Raw genomic sequence first — 15,480 nt, 5'->3', positions numbered from 1 at the left:
CCTCCTCGGTTCAGGAACGCCGGTAGACGGGCGGGCGCTTCTCGGCGAAGGCGCGTGCGCCTTCCTCGGCGTCGTCGGTGGCGAAGACCGGCCATCCGCGCTTCAGCTCGGCGGCCAGGCCCTCGGTCTCGGTCAGTTCGGCGCACTCGTACACGGACGCCTTGACGGCCTCGACGGCGAGCGGCCCGCAGGCGTTGATCCGCTCGGCGACGACAAGGGCCTCCTCCAGCGCGGTGCCGTCGGGCACGACCCTGCCGACCAGTCCGACGGCGGCGGCCTCCTCGGCGCTGTACGGGCGTCCGGTGAGGAGCATTTCGAGCGCGTGGGTGCGGGCGATCTGGCGCGGCAGCCGCACCGTCGAGCCGCCGATGGGGAAGAGGCCGCGCCGGACCTCGAAGAGGCCGAAGGTGGCACCCGCCCCGGCGATCCGGATGTCGGTGCCCTGGAGGATCTCGGTGCCCCCGGCCACGCAGGGGCCCTCGACGGCGGCGATCACCGGTTTGCGGGGGCGGTGGTGGCGCAGCATCGCCTTCCAGTGCAGATCCGGGTCGGCGGCCATCCGGTCGCGGTACCGTTCGCCCTCCATCCCCTTGCCCGCCAGTGCCTTGAGGTCCATTCCCGCGCAGAAGCAGCCTCCGGCGCCGGTGAGGACGATCGAGCGGACCGTGTCGTCCGCGTCCGCGGCGAGCCAGCCGTCGTACAGCCCGACCAGCATCGACAGCGAGAGGGCGTTCTTCGCCTCGGGCCTGTTCAGGGTGAGCACCGTCGTGGCGCCCTCGCGCCGCACGGTGAGGTGTTCCGTACCACTCATCGTCTGCCTCCCGTCTCACGTCCCGGAACAGGTTGCAGGAGGCGGGGAGTCAGTTCAATAGTTTTCTGACAGGTAGTCAGATTTATTGGGCCGCGCCCTTCCCACTTGTGCGTCCCGGCGCTCTAATGACGCCGTGTCCGTCAGCAGCCGAGGTCAGGAGGAGCGGTGGAGTACAACCTTGCCGACCTGTTCGAGTCGGTCGTCGACGCGGTCCCGGGACGCGAGGCGCTCGTCTACGTCGACCATCCCGGCACGGGCGCGGAGCGCCGGCTGACGTACGCGCAGCTGGACGCCGCCGCCAACCGCGTCGCCCACCACCTGCTGGACGCGGGGATCGCCGCCGGGGAGCACGTGGGGCTGCACCTCTACAACGGGGTCGAATACCTCCAGACGCTGCTGGCCTGCCTCAAGGCCCGCCTCGTTCCGGTCAACGTCAACTACCGTTACGTGGAGGAGGAGCTGGCCTACCTCTACCGTGACGCGGATCTGGCGGCACTGGTCTTCGACGCCGAGTTCGACGGCCGGGTCCGGGCCGCCGCCCCGAAGGCTCCGGCCCTGCGCCATCTGATCCGGGTGGGCGCACCGGCAGAGGCGGTCCGCGGCCCGGACGCGGTGGCGTTCGAGGACGCCGAGGCGGGCGGCAGCCCGGGACGCGGGTTCGCGCCGCGGTCCGCAGACGACCAGTTCATCATCTACACCGGGGGCACCACGGGCATGCCCAAGGGTGTGATGTGGCGTCAGGAGGACCTCTTCTTCTCGGGACTCGGCGGCGGCGCGCCGACCGGCGAACCGGTGAAGTCCCCGGAGGAGCTCGCGCGGCGGGTGGCCGCGGGCGGGGACGGCATCACGTTCTTCCCCACTCCCCCACTGATGCACGGCACGTCGACGCTCACCGCGTTCATCGCCTTCGACTTCGGCCAACGGGTGGTGGTACACCGCAAGTTCGTGCCGCAGGAGGTGCTCCGGACGATCGAGAAGGAGAAGGTCACCAGCGTCTCCCTGGTGGGTGACGCAATGCTGCGACCGCTGATCGACGCACTGAGGGGCCCGCTGAGGGGCACCGACTGTTCGTCGTTGTTCTCCGTCTCCAGTTCGGGCGCGATCATGTCGGACTCGGTGCGCGCGGAGTTCCAGGAACTGGTGCCGACGGCGATGCTGTTGAACAACTTCGGCTCGTCGGAGTCCGGGTTCAACGGCACGGCGACGCCCGACTCGGGTCCGGAGAAGGGGTTCCGTCTCCGGGTCAACTCCCGTACGGCGGTGGTGGATCCGGTGACGTACGAGCCGGTGGCGCCCGGTGAGCCGGGGCGGCTGGCCCAGTGCGGCCATGTGCCGCTCGGCTACTACAACGATCCGCGCAAGACCGCGGAGACGTTCTTCCGGCGGGACGGCCGGCGCTGGGTGCTGCTCGGCGACATGGCGACCGTGGACGAGGACGGCATCGTCACGGTCCTGGGCCGGGGCTCGCAGTGCATCAACACCGGCGGCGAGAAGGTGTACCCGGAGGAGGTCGAGCAGGCGCTGAAGGCGCATCCGGACGTGTACGACGCCCTGGTCGCCGGGGCGCCGGACGAGCGGTGGGGCAATCATGTCGCGGCGGTGGTGCAGTTGCGCGAGGGCGCCCCGGAGCCCTCGCTCGACGACGTCCAGGCGCACTGCCGGGCCCGGCTGGCCGGTTACAAGATCCCCCGGCGGCTGGTGATCGCCCGGCAGATCCAGCGCTCCCCCAGCGGCAAGGCCGACTACCGGTGGGCCCGCGCGGTCGTCGCTTCCCCGCGCGGCGCCGAGGACCGGGACGAGGCAACGGCTCCTGGGGCCTGAGACGACGTACGGGTCCTCGGCGGCCGGGAACCGGGCCGACGCAACGGACCCCGGCGGCCGAGCGCGCTCCGGCGCCGCCCTCGGGCAGGGCCCGGGGGGCCACCGCGCCACCCGGACGGCCCCGGTCCGCCGCACCCGGAAGGCACCCGAACGGCCCCGCGCACCGGCCGGCGGTCCGCCCTGCGCTCCCTCGCCGCACGCGCCGAAGTGCCCGGGCGGCGCCCCGCGCCCTGAGCCATTGCGGCGATACCCGGTACCCGACCGCTCACTCTGTGTGGCAAAGGGGGGAAAACGCCCATAGCTTCGGCACATGAGGAAACGACACTTCAAGGCCCTCGTCCCCGTCGTGGTCGCCTCGGCCGCCGGGCTCGGCGCGGCCGTTCCGTCAGCGTCGACCACCAGCCCGCATGTGGTGCGTCCCGGCCAGTCGATCCAGAAGGCGGTGGACGCCGCCCGGCCGGGCGACACCGTCGTCGTCCAGCCCGGCACGTACCGGGAGTCCGTCCTGATCGACAAGGCCGGGCTGACCCTGCGCGGCTACGGCGAGCGCACCGTCATCCGTCCGGCGGCCGGGAAGGCGCGGGCGACGGACACCTGCGCGAAGGCCGGGAGCGGGATCTGCGTCCTGGGACGGTCCGGCGGGACCGTCGACGGGGTGACCCTCGACTCGCTGACCGTCTCCGGCTTCCAGAAGAACGGCGTCTGGGCCTCCTGGACGGACCGGCTGGCCGTACGGCGCGTGACCGCCGAACGCAACGGCGTCTGGGGCATCGCCCAGGAACGCTCCACGCGCGGCTCGTTCATGGGCAACACCGCGCGCGCCAACGGGGACGCGGGCATCTTCGTCGCCAACACCGTCAGCGAGGAGGGCGGCGCCACCGACACCCGGGGCACCGAACTCCAGGGCAACACGCTGTCGGACAACCGGATCGGCTTCACCGCCCGACGCGTGAGGAACCTGTCGGTCCACGACAACACCTTCACCGCCAACTGCAGCGGTGTGTTCGTGGTCGGCGACGAGGGCAGGCCGCAGGCCGGGGCGATGACGATCCAGTCCAACCGGATCAACGGCAACAACAAGTACTGCGCGAAGACGGAGAGGCTGCCCGCCATCCAGGGCTCCGGCATCGTGCTCACCGGCGCGGCGGACACCCGGGTCCGCTCCAACACGATCAGCGACAACACGGGCGCCACGCCGATGTCCGGCGGCGTCGTGCTGTTCAAGAGCTTCGTGGACACGAAGAACAACAACAACACCATCAGCGGCAACGTCGCGCTCGGCAACAAACCCGCCGACCTCGCCAACGGGGACACCGGCAAGGGCAACACCTTCGTATCCAACGTCTGCTCGAAGTCCACACCGGCCGGGATGTGCTGACCGGCGCACCCCCGCACGAGGAGAAGCGAATCGGCATGACCACTGTGAGTCCCACTCCCGCTCCCACCCCCGCACCGACCACCGCCCACGGCGCCGCCGTCCCCCACCACGGTGCGGCCCCGCACCCCGGCATGCAGCTGCGCGAGATCGTCTTCGGGGCGGCCCGCGCCGCCGCCGTGCGCGCCGCGGCCCGGCTGGGCGTCGCCGACGCGCTCGGCGACACACCCGCCGACGTGCGGGAACTCGCCGCACTCGTGGGAACCGAACCGGCGCCACTGCGCCGGCTGCTGCGCGCCCTGTCCTGCTACGGGATCTTCGCCGAGACCCCGGACGGGTGCTTCGCCCACACGGACATGTCCCGCCTGCTGCGCGAGGACGACCCCCACAGCCTCCGCCACATCTCCCTGTGGTGCACCGAGCCCTGGACCTGGGACGTCTGGCCGCGACTCGACGACGCGGTGCGCACCGGCCGCAGCGTCTTCCAGGACGTGCACGGCAAGGGATTCTTCGACTACCTCCACCAGGACGCCCACGAGTCGGCCCAGGTGTTCAACCGGGCCATGACCACCTCCAGCGTGCAGTCCGCCCTGGACGTGGCCGAACTCCTCGACCTCACCGGGGTGTCCGTGGTCGCCGACATCGGCGGCGGCCAGGGACACGTGCTGGCGAGCCTGCTGGAGAAGCATCCGACGCTGCGCGGCACCCTCATGGATCTGCCGGGCGTGGTGGCGCGGGCGGACGCCCGGCTGCGGGACGAGGGGCCGCTCACCGGGCGGGCCCGCATCGTGGCCGGGGACTGCCGCGAGGCCATCCCGGTCCAGGCCGACCTCTACATCATCAAGAACATCCTGGAATGGGACGACGACAGCACGCGCCGCACCCTGCGCAACGTCATCCGCGCGGCCCGTCCGGGCGCCCGCGTCGTCGTCATCGAGAACCTCGTCGACGACACCCCCTCCATGCGGTTCACCACCGCGATGGACCTGCTGCTGCTCCTCAACGTCGGCGGAGCGAAGCACACCAGGGAGAGCCTGGTCGGCCGGATCTCGGACGCCGGTCTGGTGATCGACAAGATCGTGCCGGTCAACCCCTACCTGCATGCCTTCGAATGCGTGGTCCCCGACTGAGTCCCGGACCACGCGAAGTGCCCCGGGTCCGTCCGGACCCGGGGCACTTCGCGTGGCGCGTCCAACGGAACAGCCCCTAGGCGGGGGTGGCCCCGCGCTCCCAGCAGTAGAACTCCTGGGCCATGGCGTCCTTGGGGCTGCGCCAGGTCTCGGGGTCGTACGCGCTCACGTAGGCGCCGAGCCGCTCGCTGACGGCCCGGAACTCCGGGTGCTGCGTCACCTTGGCGATCTCGGGGCCCGGCGGGCGTTCCGATTCGATGAGGTGCAGATAGACGTCGCCGAACTGGAACAGCTTGCGCCGGGTGACACCGACGAGGTGCGGCAGTTCGGTGCTGTCGGAGGCGGCGAAGACCCGGGCGATGTCGGGCGCCGAACCCGGAGCCATCCGGGCGACGATCAGGGCGTGGTGCATCGTTGCGTGCCTTTCTCGGTCCCGGCCCGGCACTCGGTCGCGACCGGGTGCCGGGCCGTGGGAGGGGTACGGGGGTCAGCCGGCCGACATCGAGGCGGTGCGGCGCTCCCGGGCACGCTGTTCGATCTTGTCCCGGATGAGCCCCATCTGGACCTTGGAGTTGCGGTTGATGTTGTCGGTCATCCACGCGTCGTCGACGGGTGCGTCGGGCCGCATCGCGAAGTCCTGGGTCCAGTGCATCCTGGTGCCCCCGGGAACCTCGGAGTACTCCCAGCGGATGTCCATGTGCTGGAAGGGGCCCGGCTCGACACGGCGCGCGCGGACCGTGCGAGCGGCGCGGTCGACGGTCCGCTCGGAGACCCAGCTCCAGATCTTGTCGTTCTCGTCGGGATGCATGGTCAGGCGGAACCTCGTCCGGTCGCCGTCCCGTTCGATGATCTCGACGGCGGCGTACTCGCTGAACAGGCTCGGCCAGTTCTCCAGGTCGTTCGTCACGTCCCAGACCAGGTCCAGGGGGGCGGCGATGGTGATCTCGTTCTCGGTGTGTCCGGACACGTCAGGCTCCTTGCATGAGGCTGTTGTTGACGAGGTCGAGGAATTCACGGGGGGTCTTGCAGCGGTCGGCGTCGGTCGGCAACGCCCGTCCGTGCCGGTTCTCCAGCACGCCCACGATGCCGAGCAGGCCCAACGAGTCGAGGCCGAACTCGTCGAAGGCGGCCTGGGGACTCTGTTCCATCTCGCGCGGGTCCACGGTGAGCCCGGCGCCCTTCTTCATCAGCGCGGCGAGTTCCGTGTAGGTCAGTCGGTCGGTCATGAGACTTCTCCTTCTCACGATGGGGTGTCGGTGGAGCGCCGCAGCACCATGGCCGCGTTCGAGCCCATGAGCCCGCGGCTGAGCACCAGCGCCGTGCGCAGTTCGGCGGGGCGGGCACTGCCGGTGACGACATCGAGGTCGTGACACACCTCGTAGACGTTCGGCGTGGGCGGTATCAGGGCGTTCTCCATGGCGAGCACGGCGGCGGCCGCGTCCAGCACCGGTGCCCCGCAGTAGGCGCGCCCGAACCCGGACTTGGGGGCCGTCACCGGTACCTGGCGGCCGTGCGCGCCGAGCGCGTCGGCGATCGCCAGCGCCTCGGCGCGGTCGGCGGCCGGCACGCCGAGGGCGTCCGCGAAGACGACGTCGATCTCGTCCGGTGCGCAGCCGGCCTCCCGCAGCGCGCCGATGATCGCCTGGGCGAGGCCCTCCCGGGACTCCTCCCAGCGGCCCGCCCCGGTGAACGTGGCGGCGTGCCCGGCGAGTTCGGCCCGGATCCGGGCTCCGCGCCGGCGTGCCGACTGCTCCTCCTCGACCACCAGCATGGCGCCGCCCTCGGCCGGCACGAAGCCGCAGGCGTCCGAGGTGAACGGCAGGTAGGCGCGGGAGGGTTCGTCGCGGGTGCTCAGGTCGTCGTACCCGAGCTGGCAGACCACCGAGTAGGGCGCCAGTGGTGCCTCGGCCGCCCCCACCACCACCGCCTCGGCGCCACCGCGGACCGAGCGGGCGGCGTGGGCCAGCGCGTCCAGTCCGCCCGCCTCGTCGCTGGCCACGACGCCGCACGGGCCCTTGAACCCACCGCGGATGGAGATCTGACCGGTGCTGGCGGCGTAGAACCAGGCGATGGACTGGTACGGGCCCACGTAGGTGGATCCCTGCCCCCACAGCCGTTGGAGTTCGCGCTGCCCGAACTCGCCGCCGCCGGACCCGGCGGCGGTCACCACACCGACGTCGAACGGTGAGTCCTCGTAGTCGGCGCGGCCCAGCCGGGCGTCGTCGAGGGCGATGTCCGCGGCGGCCATCGCGAAGTGCGTGAACCGGTCGGTCTGGACGACGAAGCGTTCCTCGATCAGCTCGGCCGCCTCGAAGTCCCGCACCTCGCCCGCGACCCGCAGCGCAAGGTGCTCGCACCCCTCGCGGGAGACCCGGTCGAGGACGCTGATGCCCTCCTGCGCCCGCTTCCAGAACGCTTCGGTACCGGTTCCACCGGGGGCGACGACACCGACGCCGGTGACGACGGTCCGCCGGGCTCTGCGGCTTCTCATGGTGTCCTCCCACCTGTCCGGGTCAGGGCCACCGCGGACTGGAATCCGCCGAAGCCGCTGCCGACCGAGAGGACACTGCGCAGCTTCAGCGGACGTGCGGTCCGCGGTACGTAGTCGAGATCGCATTCCGGGTCCGGGCTCTCGTAGTTCGCCGTCGGCGGCACCGTCTGGTGGACCAGGGCCAGCACGCAGGCGGCGATCTCTATGGCCCCGATCGCCCCCAGCGAGTGGCCGACCATGGATTTGATCGAACTCATCGGCACGTCGTAGGCGTGCGCGCCCAGGGCCCGCTTCACGGCCGCCGTCTCGTGCCGGTCGTTCTGCTTGGTGCCCGAGCCGTGCGCGTTGACGTAGTCGATCTGCGAACCGTCCAGCCGGGCGTGGGCGAGTGCGCGGTCGATCGCCTCGGCCATCTCCAGTCCCTCGGCCGTCAGCCCGGTCATGTGGTACGCGTTGCCGAAGGTGGCGTACCCCGCGATCTCGCAGTACACGGTCGCGCCGCGGGCGCGGGCGTGCTCCAGCTCCTCCAGGACCAGCACCGCCCCGCCCTCGCCCATGACGAAACCGTCACGGCGGGCGTCGAAGGGCCGGGAGGCGTGCTCCGGGTCGTCGTTGTTGGGCGAGGTGGCCTTGATCGCGTCGAAGCACGCCACCGTGATGGGGGTGATCGGCGAGTCGGACGCCCCGGCGACGCAGACGTCCACGCTTCCTTCCTCGATGGACTGGAAGGCGTACCCGATCGCGTCGAGTCCGGAGGTGCAGCCCGTGGACACGGTCTGCACCGGGCCGTGGGCGCCGATCTGTTCGGCCACCGCCGAGGCGAGCGTACTGGGCGAGAAGGCCCGTTCCAGGTGCGGCCCGGCCGGCCGGGGGTCGACGTCCCAGCGGGCACCGCCGCCGCTGACGGCGACGTAGTCGTGCTCCAGTCGGGTGGTGCCGCCGACCGCGGTGCCGAGCGACACCCCCGTCCGCCAGGGGTCCACCTTCCCGAGGTCGAGGCCGGCGTCGTCGAGGGCCTCCCTGGCGCCCACCATGGCGAACTGGACGTAGCGGTCCGAACGGGCGATCTCGTCGGCGTCCAGGCCGTGTGCCGCCGGGTCGAAGTCGCACTCGGCGGCGATGCGGGAGCGGAATCCGGTGGGGTCGAAGAGCGTGATGCCCCTGGTGGCGGTACGTCCGTTCGCGAGGAGGTCCCAGAAGGCCGGTACGCCGATGCCGCCGGGGGCGACGACACCGACGCCGGTAACCGCCACGCGTCGGGTCATGAGGGAGCCTCCGTCCGCTCCGGCGGTGCGACGCGGTCGTCGGATCCGGTGTGTTCGGTGTCGACGTGGCCGAGTTCGGGGCGCGGCGCGAGCGGGCCGAGGTGGAAGACCATGCGCGCCTCGACGTCCCCCACGTTCCGGAACCGGTGGCGCACATGGGGAGGGATCAGCAGTCCCTGGTCGGGCCGCAGCTTGTAGGGCTCGTCGTCCAGGTCCACCTCCAGGAGGCCGTCGACGACGTACACGAACTCCTCGGAGTACGGGTGGTAGTGCTCGCCGATGCGGTCGCCGGGCTGGACGATGGCCAGCCCCATGAAGCCGCTGGTGGCTCCCACGGCGGTCGGCGTGAGCATGGCGCGAAGGTCTCCTCCGCGCCTGCGATTGGGCTGCGTCTCGCTGAGGTCCACGATGCGTGGCCGGTACGTGGTCATGACTGCTTTCCTCCTGGCACATTGCGCGTTGTGTTGACGGGTTGAGCGAGAACCCCCCGGAGTGCGGACGCGCGGTTCAGGACTCCGTGGCGCGCCGGTCGGTGATCAGGGACATCTCGGACCCCGCGAGGAAGTCCGCGATCTCCCGGTCGTCGGTGGGCACGGTGTTCGTGGCGCCGTCGAGGAGGCGTCCGAGCCTGGCCACCTTGCCGGGGCCGTCGATGCCGACGGCCTGGGCGGGCTGCGCGTCGAGGGGTTCGACCGCTTCGAGGAGGCGGACGACGACGTCGTCGCGCTGGAAGATGGTGCTGCTGTCGATGATGCTCGCCGGGTCGTCGGCCGCTTCCTCGTCGTGGCCGGCGAGCAGCCGGGCGAGTGCCATGCCGCAGCCCGGCCTGGCCTGGTAGAAGAGTGCGTGCCGACGGACGTCGGCGGCGGCGTGGCGGCCCGCGGTCACGTGGTGGACGGTGGGGAGCGCCGCCCGGGTGAAGAACATGCGGGCGGAGTCCGGGTCGCTGAGGTCCCGGTCCTGTTCCAGGTACGGGTTGATGGCCTCCTCGACGGCCCGGACCTCGGGCTGGCGGGCGACGTGCCGCAGGGCCGCGAGGAGGTCGCCCTCGACCTCGATGGCCCGTACGACGCGGTTGCCGTGCATGAAGAGCGAGGTGCGGCGCAGTCGGGTGTCCTGGTCGACACGCGCGTTCGGGGACTCGTAATCGGCGAGGATCTTGGCCACGATGCCCTCGGTGCCGGGCTGGACGGTGAACGTGAGCGCGTGGCGCACCACCCCGTCGCCCAGACGGGGCGACGCCTGGAGCTTGCCCTTGGCCGTCTCGGGCGCGAGCTCGAACGCCTTCCCGGTCTCCCGCAGGACGCTGAAGCGAAGCGAACGGGTGTCGCGCACGCAGTTGTGCAGCGGCTGGACCGTCTCCACGTGCTCCTCGCTGTTCACCCAGGCGAGGAACGGCGGGGCGCTCTCCCATTCGCTGGTGATCAGCCACTGCGAGGGGTTCTCGATGGACTGGCACAGCTGGTCGCTGATGTGTCCGGGGACGGACGCCACCTGGTTGCGCAGGTGTTCGTACGCCTCCAGGAACTGCTGCTGGGCCCCGTCGTAGAGGTCGAGCAGCAGCACGACACGCAGTCGGGAACCGTCGAAGGCGGACTGGGAGATCCGTTCCGAGAGGGTGCTGGTCATGTGTGTCTCCTTCGAGACGGCGTCGTGGGCAGCCCGGAGGCATGCCGTCAACCGTCGGTTGGCGAGTGGGTTCGGAGCGGGGACTCTCCCTGCGGATGCGGGTGGTCCGCCCCCGTGACAGCGGGCATCGTCTCCGTGACCGATCGTGAAACGCTGGTCCGGGTGGCGCGAGATTTATGAACCGTTCAGGTGAGCGGCCGTCCGAACCGCTCCGACAAGGGCATGGAACAAGGGACCGAACAGCGTCCGAGCTGGAGCAACTGATGAACGAGAACGTCGACATTCGCGTACCGGTCCTCATCGTGGGCGGCTCCCTGGTGGGCCTGTCCGCCTCACTCTTCCTCGGCCGGCTCGGCATCGAGCATCTGCTGGTCGAGAAGCACCGCGCCACCTCGACGCATCCGCGCGGCCGCGGCAACAACGTGCGCACGATGGAGGTGTTCCGCACCGCCGGCACCGAGCCGGCCATCCGCGAGGCGGCGTCGGTGCTCGCCGGCAACCACGGCATCCTGCAGGCGGGGTCGCTCACCGGGGACGACCAGAGGTGGTTGTTCAAGGAGATCGACCCGGGTGGCGGGCTCGCCCGTTTCAGTCCGGCCGGCTGGTGCCTGTGCAGTCAGAACGACCTGGAGCCCGTGCTGCTGGAGCAGGCGCTCGGTCAGGGCGGCGATCTGCGGTTCTCGACCGAGCTGCAGAGCTTCGAGCAGGACGCGTCGGGAGTGGACGCGGCCCTCAAGAGCCGGGAGACCGGTGAGCACATCAGCGTGCGCGCGGACTATCTCATCGCCGCCGACGGGGCGCGCAGCCCCATCCGTGAGCAGCTGCGGATCGGCCGGACGGGGCCGGGCGACCTGTTCCACAACGTCAGCATCACGTTCCGTTCGCGGCGGCTCGCCGAAGTGCTGGGCGACCGCCGCTTCATCGTCTGCTATCTGACCAACCCCGCCGCGGACGGTGCGCTGCTGCCCGTGGACAACGAGAAGGACTGGGTGTTCCACGCCCCGTGGCAGCCCCGGCTCGGCGAGATGCTGGAGGACTTCACCGACGAGCGGTGCGCCGCGCACATCCGCACCGCGGTCGGGGCGCCGGACCTCGACATCGAGATCACCGGCAGGGCGCCGTGGCACGCGGCGGAACGCGTCGCGGAGCGGTACGGCTCCGGCAGGGTGTTCCTCGCCGGGGACTCGGCCCACGAGATGTCCCCCACCGGGGCGTTCGGTTCCAACACCGGCATCCAGGACGCGCACAACCTGGCCTGGAAGCTCGCCGCCGTGCTGCGGGGCGAGGCGGGTCCGGGTCTGCTGGAGACCTACGAGGCGGAACGGCTGCCGGTGGCGCGGGCGACGAGCGCGCGGGCCTCGGCGCGCTCCAGCGAGCACAGCCACCCGGGCTACACCGCGGCCCCGGGAGTGGGCGGTGGGAGGCAGGGCGGGATGCTCTCCGTGGCCCTGGGCTACCGCTACCTGCGGGGCGCCGTGCTGGGCGCCGACCCGGATCAGCCGGTGGTGCCGGAGAAGATGCAGCTGGACGGCAGGCCCGGCAGCCGCGCGCCGCACCTGTGGGTGCGTCAGGCCGACGGCCGCAAGTCGACCCTGGACCTGTACGAGAGCACCTTCGTGCTGCTCACCGACGCCACGGACGTGGCGTGGCGGCGGGCAGCCGAGCGGGTCGCCGCCCGGCTGTCGGTACGGCTGCGGGTGTACGGCGTGGGCCCCGGCGCCGACCTGGAGCCGGAGGGCGGGGCCGACTGGGCGCAGGCCCACGGCACGACGTCCGAGGGCGCCGTGCTGGTGCGTCCCGACGGTTTCGTCGCCTGGCGGTCGACAGGCTCCGTCGACGACGCCGAGGCCACCCTCCACGACGTCCTGACCTCACTGCTGCACCGGTCCTGACCTGCCCGTCGCGCTCCTGTCCGGCACGGCCGGTGCGGGCTCGCGGCGGACGGGCGGGGCGGAAACGAGGGGCGACGCGAATGATCCGCGTCGCCCCTCTTGCCATGGGGCGGAACATCCTGAATTACTGCTCCAGAAAGATCGACCGAATGATCGGTCGCCTGCTCGGGAGAGGGAGATCCGGATGACGTCTCTGCTGGACTCGGCGGAACGACTGGGCCGGGACGAGCTGGAGGCACTCCAGCTGGAGCGGCTGCGGGCCACGCTGCGTCACGCGTACGAGAACGTCGGCCACTACCGGGCCGCGTTCGACGCGGCCGGGCTGCGGCCGGACGACTGCCGCACGCTCGCCGATCTCGGCCGCTTCCCCTTCACGACCAAGGCGGACCTGCGGGACAACTACCCCTTCGGCATGTTCGCGGTCCCCGAGGAGCGGGTGCGCAGGATCCACGCGTCGAGCGGGACGACGGGCCGTCCGACCGTCGTCGGCTACACCGAGCGGGACCTGGACACCTGGGCGGACATGGTCGCCCGCTCGATCCGGGCCGCGGGCGGGCGCCCCGGGCACAAGGTCCATGTGGCGTACGGATACGGGCTGTTCACCGGCGGTCTGGGGGCGCACTACGGAGCGGAACGGCTCGGCTGTACGGTCGTCCCCGCCTCCGGCGGCATGACGGCACGTCAGGTGCAGCTGATCCAGGACTTCCGGCCCGACATCATCATGGTGACGCCGTCGTACATGCTGACGCTGCTCGACGAGTTCGAGCGGCAGGGTGTGGATCCGCGCGCGACCTCCCTGAAGGTGGGAATCTTCGGCGCCGAACCGTGGACGGAGGGGATGCGGCGCGAGATCGAGGAGCGGTTCGCGATCGACGCGGTCGACATCTACGGACTCTCGGAGGTCATGGGCCCCGGTGTGGCGCAGGAGTGCGTGGAGACCAAGGACGGGCTGCACATCTGGGAGGACCACTTCTATCCGGAGATCGTCGACCCGTTCACCGGGGAGGTCCTGCCGGACGGTGAGGAGGGCGAGCTGGTCTTCACCTCGCTCACCAAGGAGGCCATGCCGGTGATCCGTTACCGGACGAGGGACCTGACCCGGCTGCTGCCCGGCACGGCGCGGGTGTTCCGGCGTATGGAGAAGGTGACCGGACGCAGCGACGACCTGGTGATCCTGCGCGGCGTGAACCTCTTCCCGACCCAGGTCGAGGAGATCGTGCTGCGGACACCGGGCGTCGCGCCGCACTTCCAGCTGCGGCTGACCCGCGAGGGCCGCCTCGACTCCCTGACCGTACGGGCGGAGGCCCGGGCCGGGACCACCCCCGAGCAACGGAGAGCCGCCGAGGAGTCGATCGCGACCGCGGTCAAGGACGGGATCGGGGTCTCGGTGGGGGTCGAGATCGTGGATCCCGAGACGCTGGAGCGGTCGGTGGGCAAGTTCCGGCGGATCGTGGACGAACGCGGCGGGCGGTAGCGGGTCGGCGGGTACGGCGCGGCCCCGCCCGCGCCGTACCCGCCGAGGGCCCGTACCGGGCTGTCAGGCGAACCGGTCGCGCAGCTCCCGCTTCAGGATCTTCCCGCTGGCGTTGCGCGGCAGTTCGTCCACGAAGAGGACCTTCTTGGGAGCCTTGAAGTGGGCGAGCCGTTCGCGGGCGTGGTCGATGAGCTCGGCCTCCGTCGCCTCGCCGCGCAGGACGACCACGGCCGTCACCGCCTCGATCCAGCGCTCGTCGGGCAGTCCGACGACGGCGGCCTCGGCGACGGCGGGATGGGTGTAGAGCGCGTCCTCGACCTGGCGGGAGGCGACGAGGACACCGCCCGAGTTGATGACGTCCTTGACCCGGTCGACGACCGTGAAGAAGCCGTCCGCGTCGCGCACGGCGAGGTCGCCGGAGTGGAACCAGCCGTCGCGGAACGCCGCCGCGCTCTCCTCGGGCTTGTCCCAGTAGCCCTCGCACAACTGCGGTGAGCGGTAGACGACTTCGCCGGGCGTGCCGTCGGGCACCTCCTTGCCGTCCTCGTCGACGACCCGGGCCTCGACGAACAGCACGGGCCGGCCGCAGGAGTCCATCCGGCCCTCGTGCTCGTCCGGTCCCAGGACCATGGCGAGCGGCCCGATCTCGCTCTGCCCGAAGCAGTTGTGGAACGCGAGGCCGGGCAGTCGCTCGCGGAGCCGTTCCAGCACGGGTACCGGCATGATCGACGCGCCGTAGTAGGCCTTGCGCAGGCCGCCGAGGTCGCGGGTGGTGAATCCGGGGTGCTGGGAGATGCCGATCCAGACCGTCGGCGGGGCGAAGAGGCTGTCCGCCCGGCCGGCCTCGACGAGGTCGAAGATCCGGTTCACGTCGGGGGCGTCGAGGATGATGTTGTGTGCGCCGACGGCGAGGCCGGGCAGCAGGAAGACGTGCATCTGCGCGGAGTGGTAGAGCGGCAGCGAGTGGACGGGCCGGTCGGTGGCGCGCAGGTCGAGCGCCGTGATGGCGCTGACGTACTCGTGGACGAGGGCGCCGTGGGTCAGCATGGCGCCCTTGGGCAGCGCGGTGGTGCCCGAGGTGTAGAGGAGCTGGACCAGGTCCCCCGCATCCGGTTCGCACTCCGGGACGAAGGCGCGCGGGGTGACCAGGGCGTCGAGGAGGGATCCCGGGGCGTCGCGCAGCGCGCGGACGGCGAACGCCTCCGGGACTCGGTCGGCGAGGCCCGGGTCGGTGAGGACGAGGGTGCTGCCGGACTGTTCCAGGATGTACGCGAGGTCGTCGCCCGTGAGGTTCTGGTTGACGGGTACGTGGACCAGGCCCGCGCGGGCGCAGGCGAGGAAGGCGATCAGGTACGCGTCGGAGTTGTGCGCGTAGCAGGCGACCCGGTCACCCGGGCTCAGTCGGTGCTCTTCGGTGAGCACCGCCGCGGCCGTGTTCACGGCGGAGTCGAGTTCCGCATAGGTCCAGGTCCGCTCCGCGTACCCGAGGGCGGTGTGCCCGGGGGTCCGGCGGGCGCTGCGGGCCACGACACCGTCGACTGTGCTGCTCCGTACACCTGTCATGGCGTGATCCTGTGCGGCCGGATCCCTGT

At 71.3% G+C, this 15,480-nt stretch carries 14 protein-coding genes; 5 read left to right on the top strand and 9 right to left on the bottom strand.

The genetic code is table 11. The features are described from left to right. Positions 1-10 precede the first annotated feature (10 nt). The gene (locus AMK22_RS27970) at positions 11-811 is read right to left on the bottom strand and encodes a crotonase/enoyl-CoA hydratase family protein (RefSeq protein ID WP_073789529.1); all 801 of its coding nucleotides are present in this window, start codon (positions 809-811) and stop codon (positions 11-13) included. Between the two features lie 165 nt (positions 812-976). On the opposite strand from AMK22_RS27970, the gene AMK22_RS27965 reads away from it, so the two are divergent. The 3 genes from AMK22_RS27965 (at position 977) to AMK22_RS27955 (ending at position 5,137) form a co-directional block, all read left to right on the top strand. Beyond that, positions 977-2,632 (top strand): acyl-CoA synthetase, encoded by a 1,656-nt coding sequence (locus AMK22_RS27965; protein WP_073789527.1) that lies wholly within the window; start codon positions 977-979, stop codon positions 2,630-2,632. A gap of 310 nt (positions 2,633-2,942) precedes the next feature. Further along, entirely contained in the window at positions 2,943-4,010 is a 1,068-nt protein-coding gene (locus AMK22_RS27960; protein WP_073789526.1) for a right-handed parallel beta-helix repeat-containing protein, read from the top strand. A gap of 35 nt (positions 4,011-4,045) precedes the next feature. Beyond that, entirely contained in the window at positions 4,046-5,137 is a 1,092-nt protein-coding gene (locus AMK22_RS27955; RefSeq protein WP_073789561.1) for a methyltransferase, read from the top strand. 76 nt (positions 5,138-5,213) lie between these two features. On the opposite strand, the gene AMK22_RS27950 is transcribed toward AMK22_RS27955, so the two are convergent. The 7 genes from AMK22_RS27950 to AMK22_RS27920 form a co-directional block, all read right to left on the bottom strand. Then, positions 5,214-5,549 (bottom strand): TcmI family type II polyketide cyclase, encoded by a 336-nt coding sequence (locus AMK22_RS27950; protein ID WP_073789524.1) that lies wholly within the window; start codon positions 5,547-5,549, stop codon positions 5,214-5,216. A 75-nt stretch (positions 5,550-5,624) separates the two neighbouring features. Next, the gene (locus tag AMK22_RS27945) at positions 5,625-6,104 is read right to left on the bottom strand and encodes an SRPBCC family protein (protein ID WP_073789522.1); all 480 of its coding nucleotides are present in this window, start codon (positions 6,102-6,104) and stop codon (positions 5,625-5,627) included. A 1-nt stretch (position 6,105) separates the two neighbouring features. Then, positions 6,106-6,363, bottom strand: a complete 258-nt coding sequence (locus AMK22_RS27940; protein WP_073789521.1) for an acyl carrier protein — start codon at positions 6,361-6,363, stop codon at positions 6,106-6,108. A gap of 14 nt (positions 6,364-6,377) precedes the next feature. Continuing rightward, complete coding sequence (locus tag AMK22_RS27935) at positions 6,378-7,628, bottom strand: beta-ketoacyl synthase N-terminal-like domain-containing protein (protein WP_073789519.1); 1,251 nt, start codon at positions 7,626-7,628, stop codon at positions 6,378-6,380. After that, positions 7,625-8,893 carry a beta-ketoacyl-[acyl-carrier-protein] synthase family protein gene (locus AMK22_RS27930; RefSeq protein ID WP_073789517.1) on the bottom strand — a complete coding sequence of 423 codons (1,269 nt, stop codon included), beginning with the start codon at positions 8,891-8,893 and terminating at the stop codon, positions 7,625-7,627. Before AMK22_RS27930 ends, AMK22_RS27935 begins: the two co-directional genes overlap by 4 nt. Beyond that, positions 8,890-9,324, bottom strand: coding sequence for a cupin domain-containing protein (locus AMK22_RS27925; RefSeq protein WP_073789516.1), 435 nt, complete (start codon positions 9,322-9,324; stop codon positions 8,890-8,892). The genes AMK22_RS27930 and AMK22_RS27925 overlap by 4 nt, the downstream gene beginning before the upstream one ends. 76 nt (positions 9,325-9,400) lie before the next feature. Beyond that, complete coding sequence (locus AMK22_RS27920; protein WP_073789514.1) at positions 9,401-10,522, bottom strand: SchA/CurD-like domain-containing protein; 1,122 nt, start codon at positions 10,520-10,522, stop codon at positions 9,401-9,403. A 263-nt stretch (positions 10,523-10,785) separates the two neighbouring features. Between AMK22_RS27920 and AMK22_RS27915 the strand changes: the two genes are divergently transcribed. Together AMK22_RS27915 and paaK are read left to right on the top strand one after the other, a co-directional pair. After that, positions 10,786-12,414, top strand: a complete 1,629-nt coding sequence (locus tag AMK22_RS27915; RefSeq protein ID WP_073789512.1) for an FAD-dependent oxidoreductase — start codon at positions 10,786-10,788, stop codon at positions 12,412-12,414. A 184-nt stretch (positions 12,415-12,598) separates the two neighbouring features. Beyond that, on the top strand, positions 12,599-13,888 hold the full coding sequence (gene paaK / locus AMK22_RS27910; protein ID WP_073789510.1) for a phenylacetate--CoA ligase PaaK: 1,290 nt from the start codon (positions 12,599-12,601) through the stop codon (positions 13,886-13,888). A 63-nt stretch (positions 13,889-13,951) separates the two neighbouring features. Here the strand turns inward: paaK and AMK22_RS27905 are convergent, their stop codons facing one another. After that, positions 13,952-15,451 (bottom strand): acyl-CoA synthetase, encoded by a 1,500-nt coding sequence (locus AMK22_RS27905; protein WP_073789509.1) that lies wholly within the window; start codon positions 15,449-15,451, stop codon positions 13,952-13,954. Between the last annotated feature and the right edge of the window lie 29 nt (positions 15,452-15,480).

Source organism: Streptomyces sp. CB01580, from assembly GCF_001905795.1.
In the GTDB taxonomy this organism is placed as follows: domain Bacteria; phylum Actinomycetota; class Actinomycetes; order Streptomycetales; family Streptomycetaceae; genus Streptomyces.
This window is presented reverse-complemented; position numbering and strand designations above follow the sequence as displayed.

Bases quoted from the DNA above. Each gene is read 5' to 3' on its own strand.
- AMK22_RS27970 (WP_073789529.1), bottom strand. From the start codon at position 811: ATGAGTGGTACGGAACACCTCACCGTGCGGCGCGAGGGCGCCACGACG.
- AMK22_RS27960 (WP_073789526.1), top strand. From the start codon at position 2,943: ATGAGGAAACGACACTTCAAGGCCCTCGTCCCCGTCGTGGTCGCCTCG.
- AMK22_RS27955 (WP_073789561.1), top strand. From the start codon at position 4,046: ATGACCACTGTGAGTCCCACTCCCGCTCCCACCCCCGCACCGACCACC.
- AMK22_RS27950 (WP_073789524.1), bottom strand. From the start codon at position 5,549: ATGCACCACGCCCTGATCGTCGCCCGGATGGCTCCGGGTTCGGCGCCC.
- AMK22_RS27940 (WP_073789521.1), bottom strand. From the start codon at position 6,363: ATGACCGACCGACTGACCTACACGGAACTCGCCGCGCTGATGAAGAAG.
- AMK22_RS27935 (WP_073789519.1), bottom strand. From the start codon at position 7,628: ATGAGAAGCCGCAGAGCCCGGCGGACCGTCGTCACCGGCGTCGGTGTC.
- AMK22_RS27930 (WP_073789517.1), bottom strand. From the start codon at position 8,893: ATGACCCGACGCGTGGCGGTTACCGGCGTCGGTGTCGTCGCCCCCGGC.
- AMK22_RS27925 (WP_073789516.1), bottom strand. From the start codon at position 9,324: ATGACCACGTACCGGCCACGCATCGTGGACCTCAGCGAGACGCAGCCC.
- AMK22_RS27920 (WP_073789514.1), bottom strand. From the start codon at position 10,522: ATGACCAGCACCCTCTCGGAACGGATCTCCCAGTCCGCCTTCGACGGT.
- AMK22_RS27915 (WP_073789512.1), top strand. From the start codon at position 10,786: ATGAACGAGAACGTCGACATTCGCGTACCGGTCCTCATCGTGGGCGGC.
- paaK (WP_073789510.1), top strand. From the start codon at position 12,599: ATGACGTCTCTGCTGGACTCGGCGGAACGACTGGGCCGGGACGAGCTG.
- AMK22_RS27905 (WP_073789509.1), bottom strand. From the start codon at position 15,451: ATGACAGGTGTACGGAGCAGCACAGTCGACGGTGTCGTGGCCCGCAGC.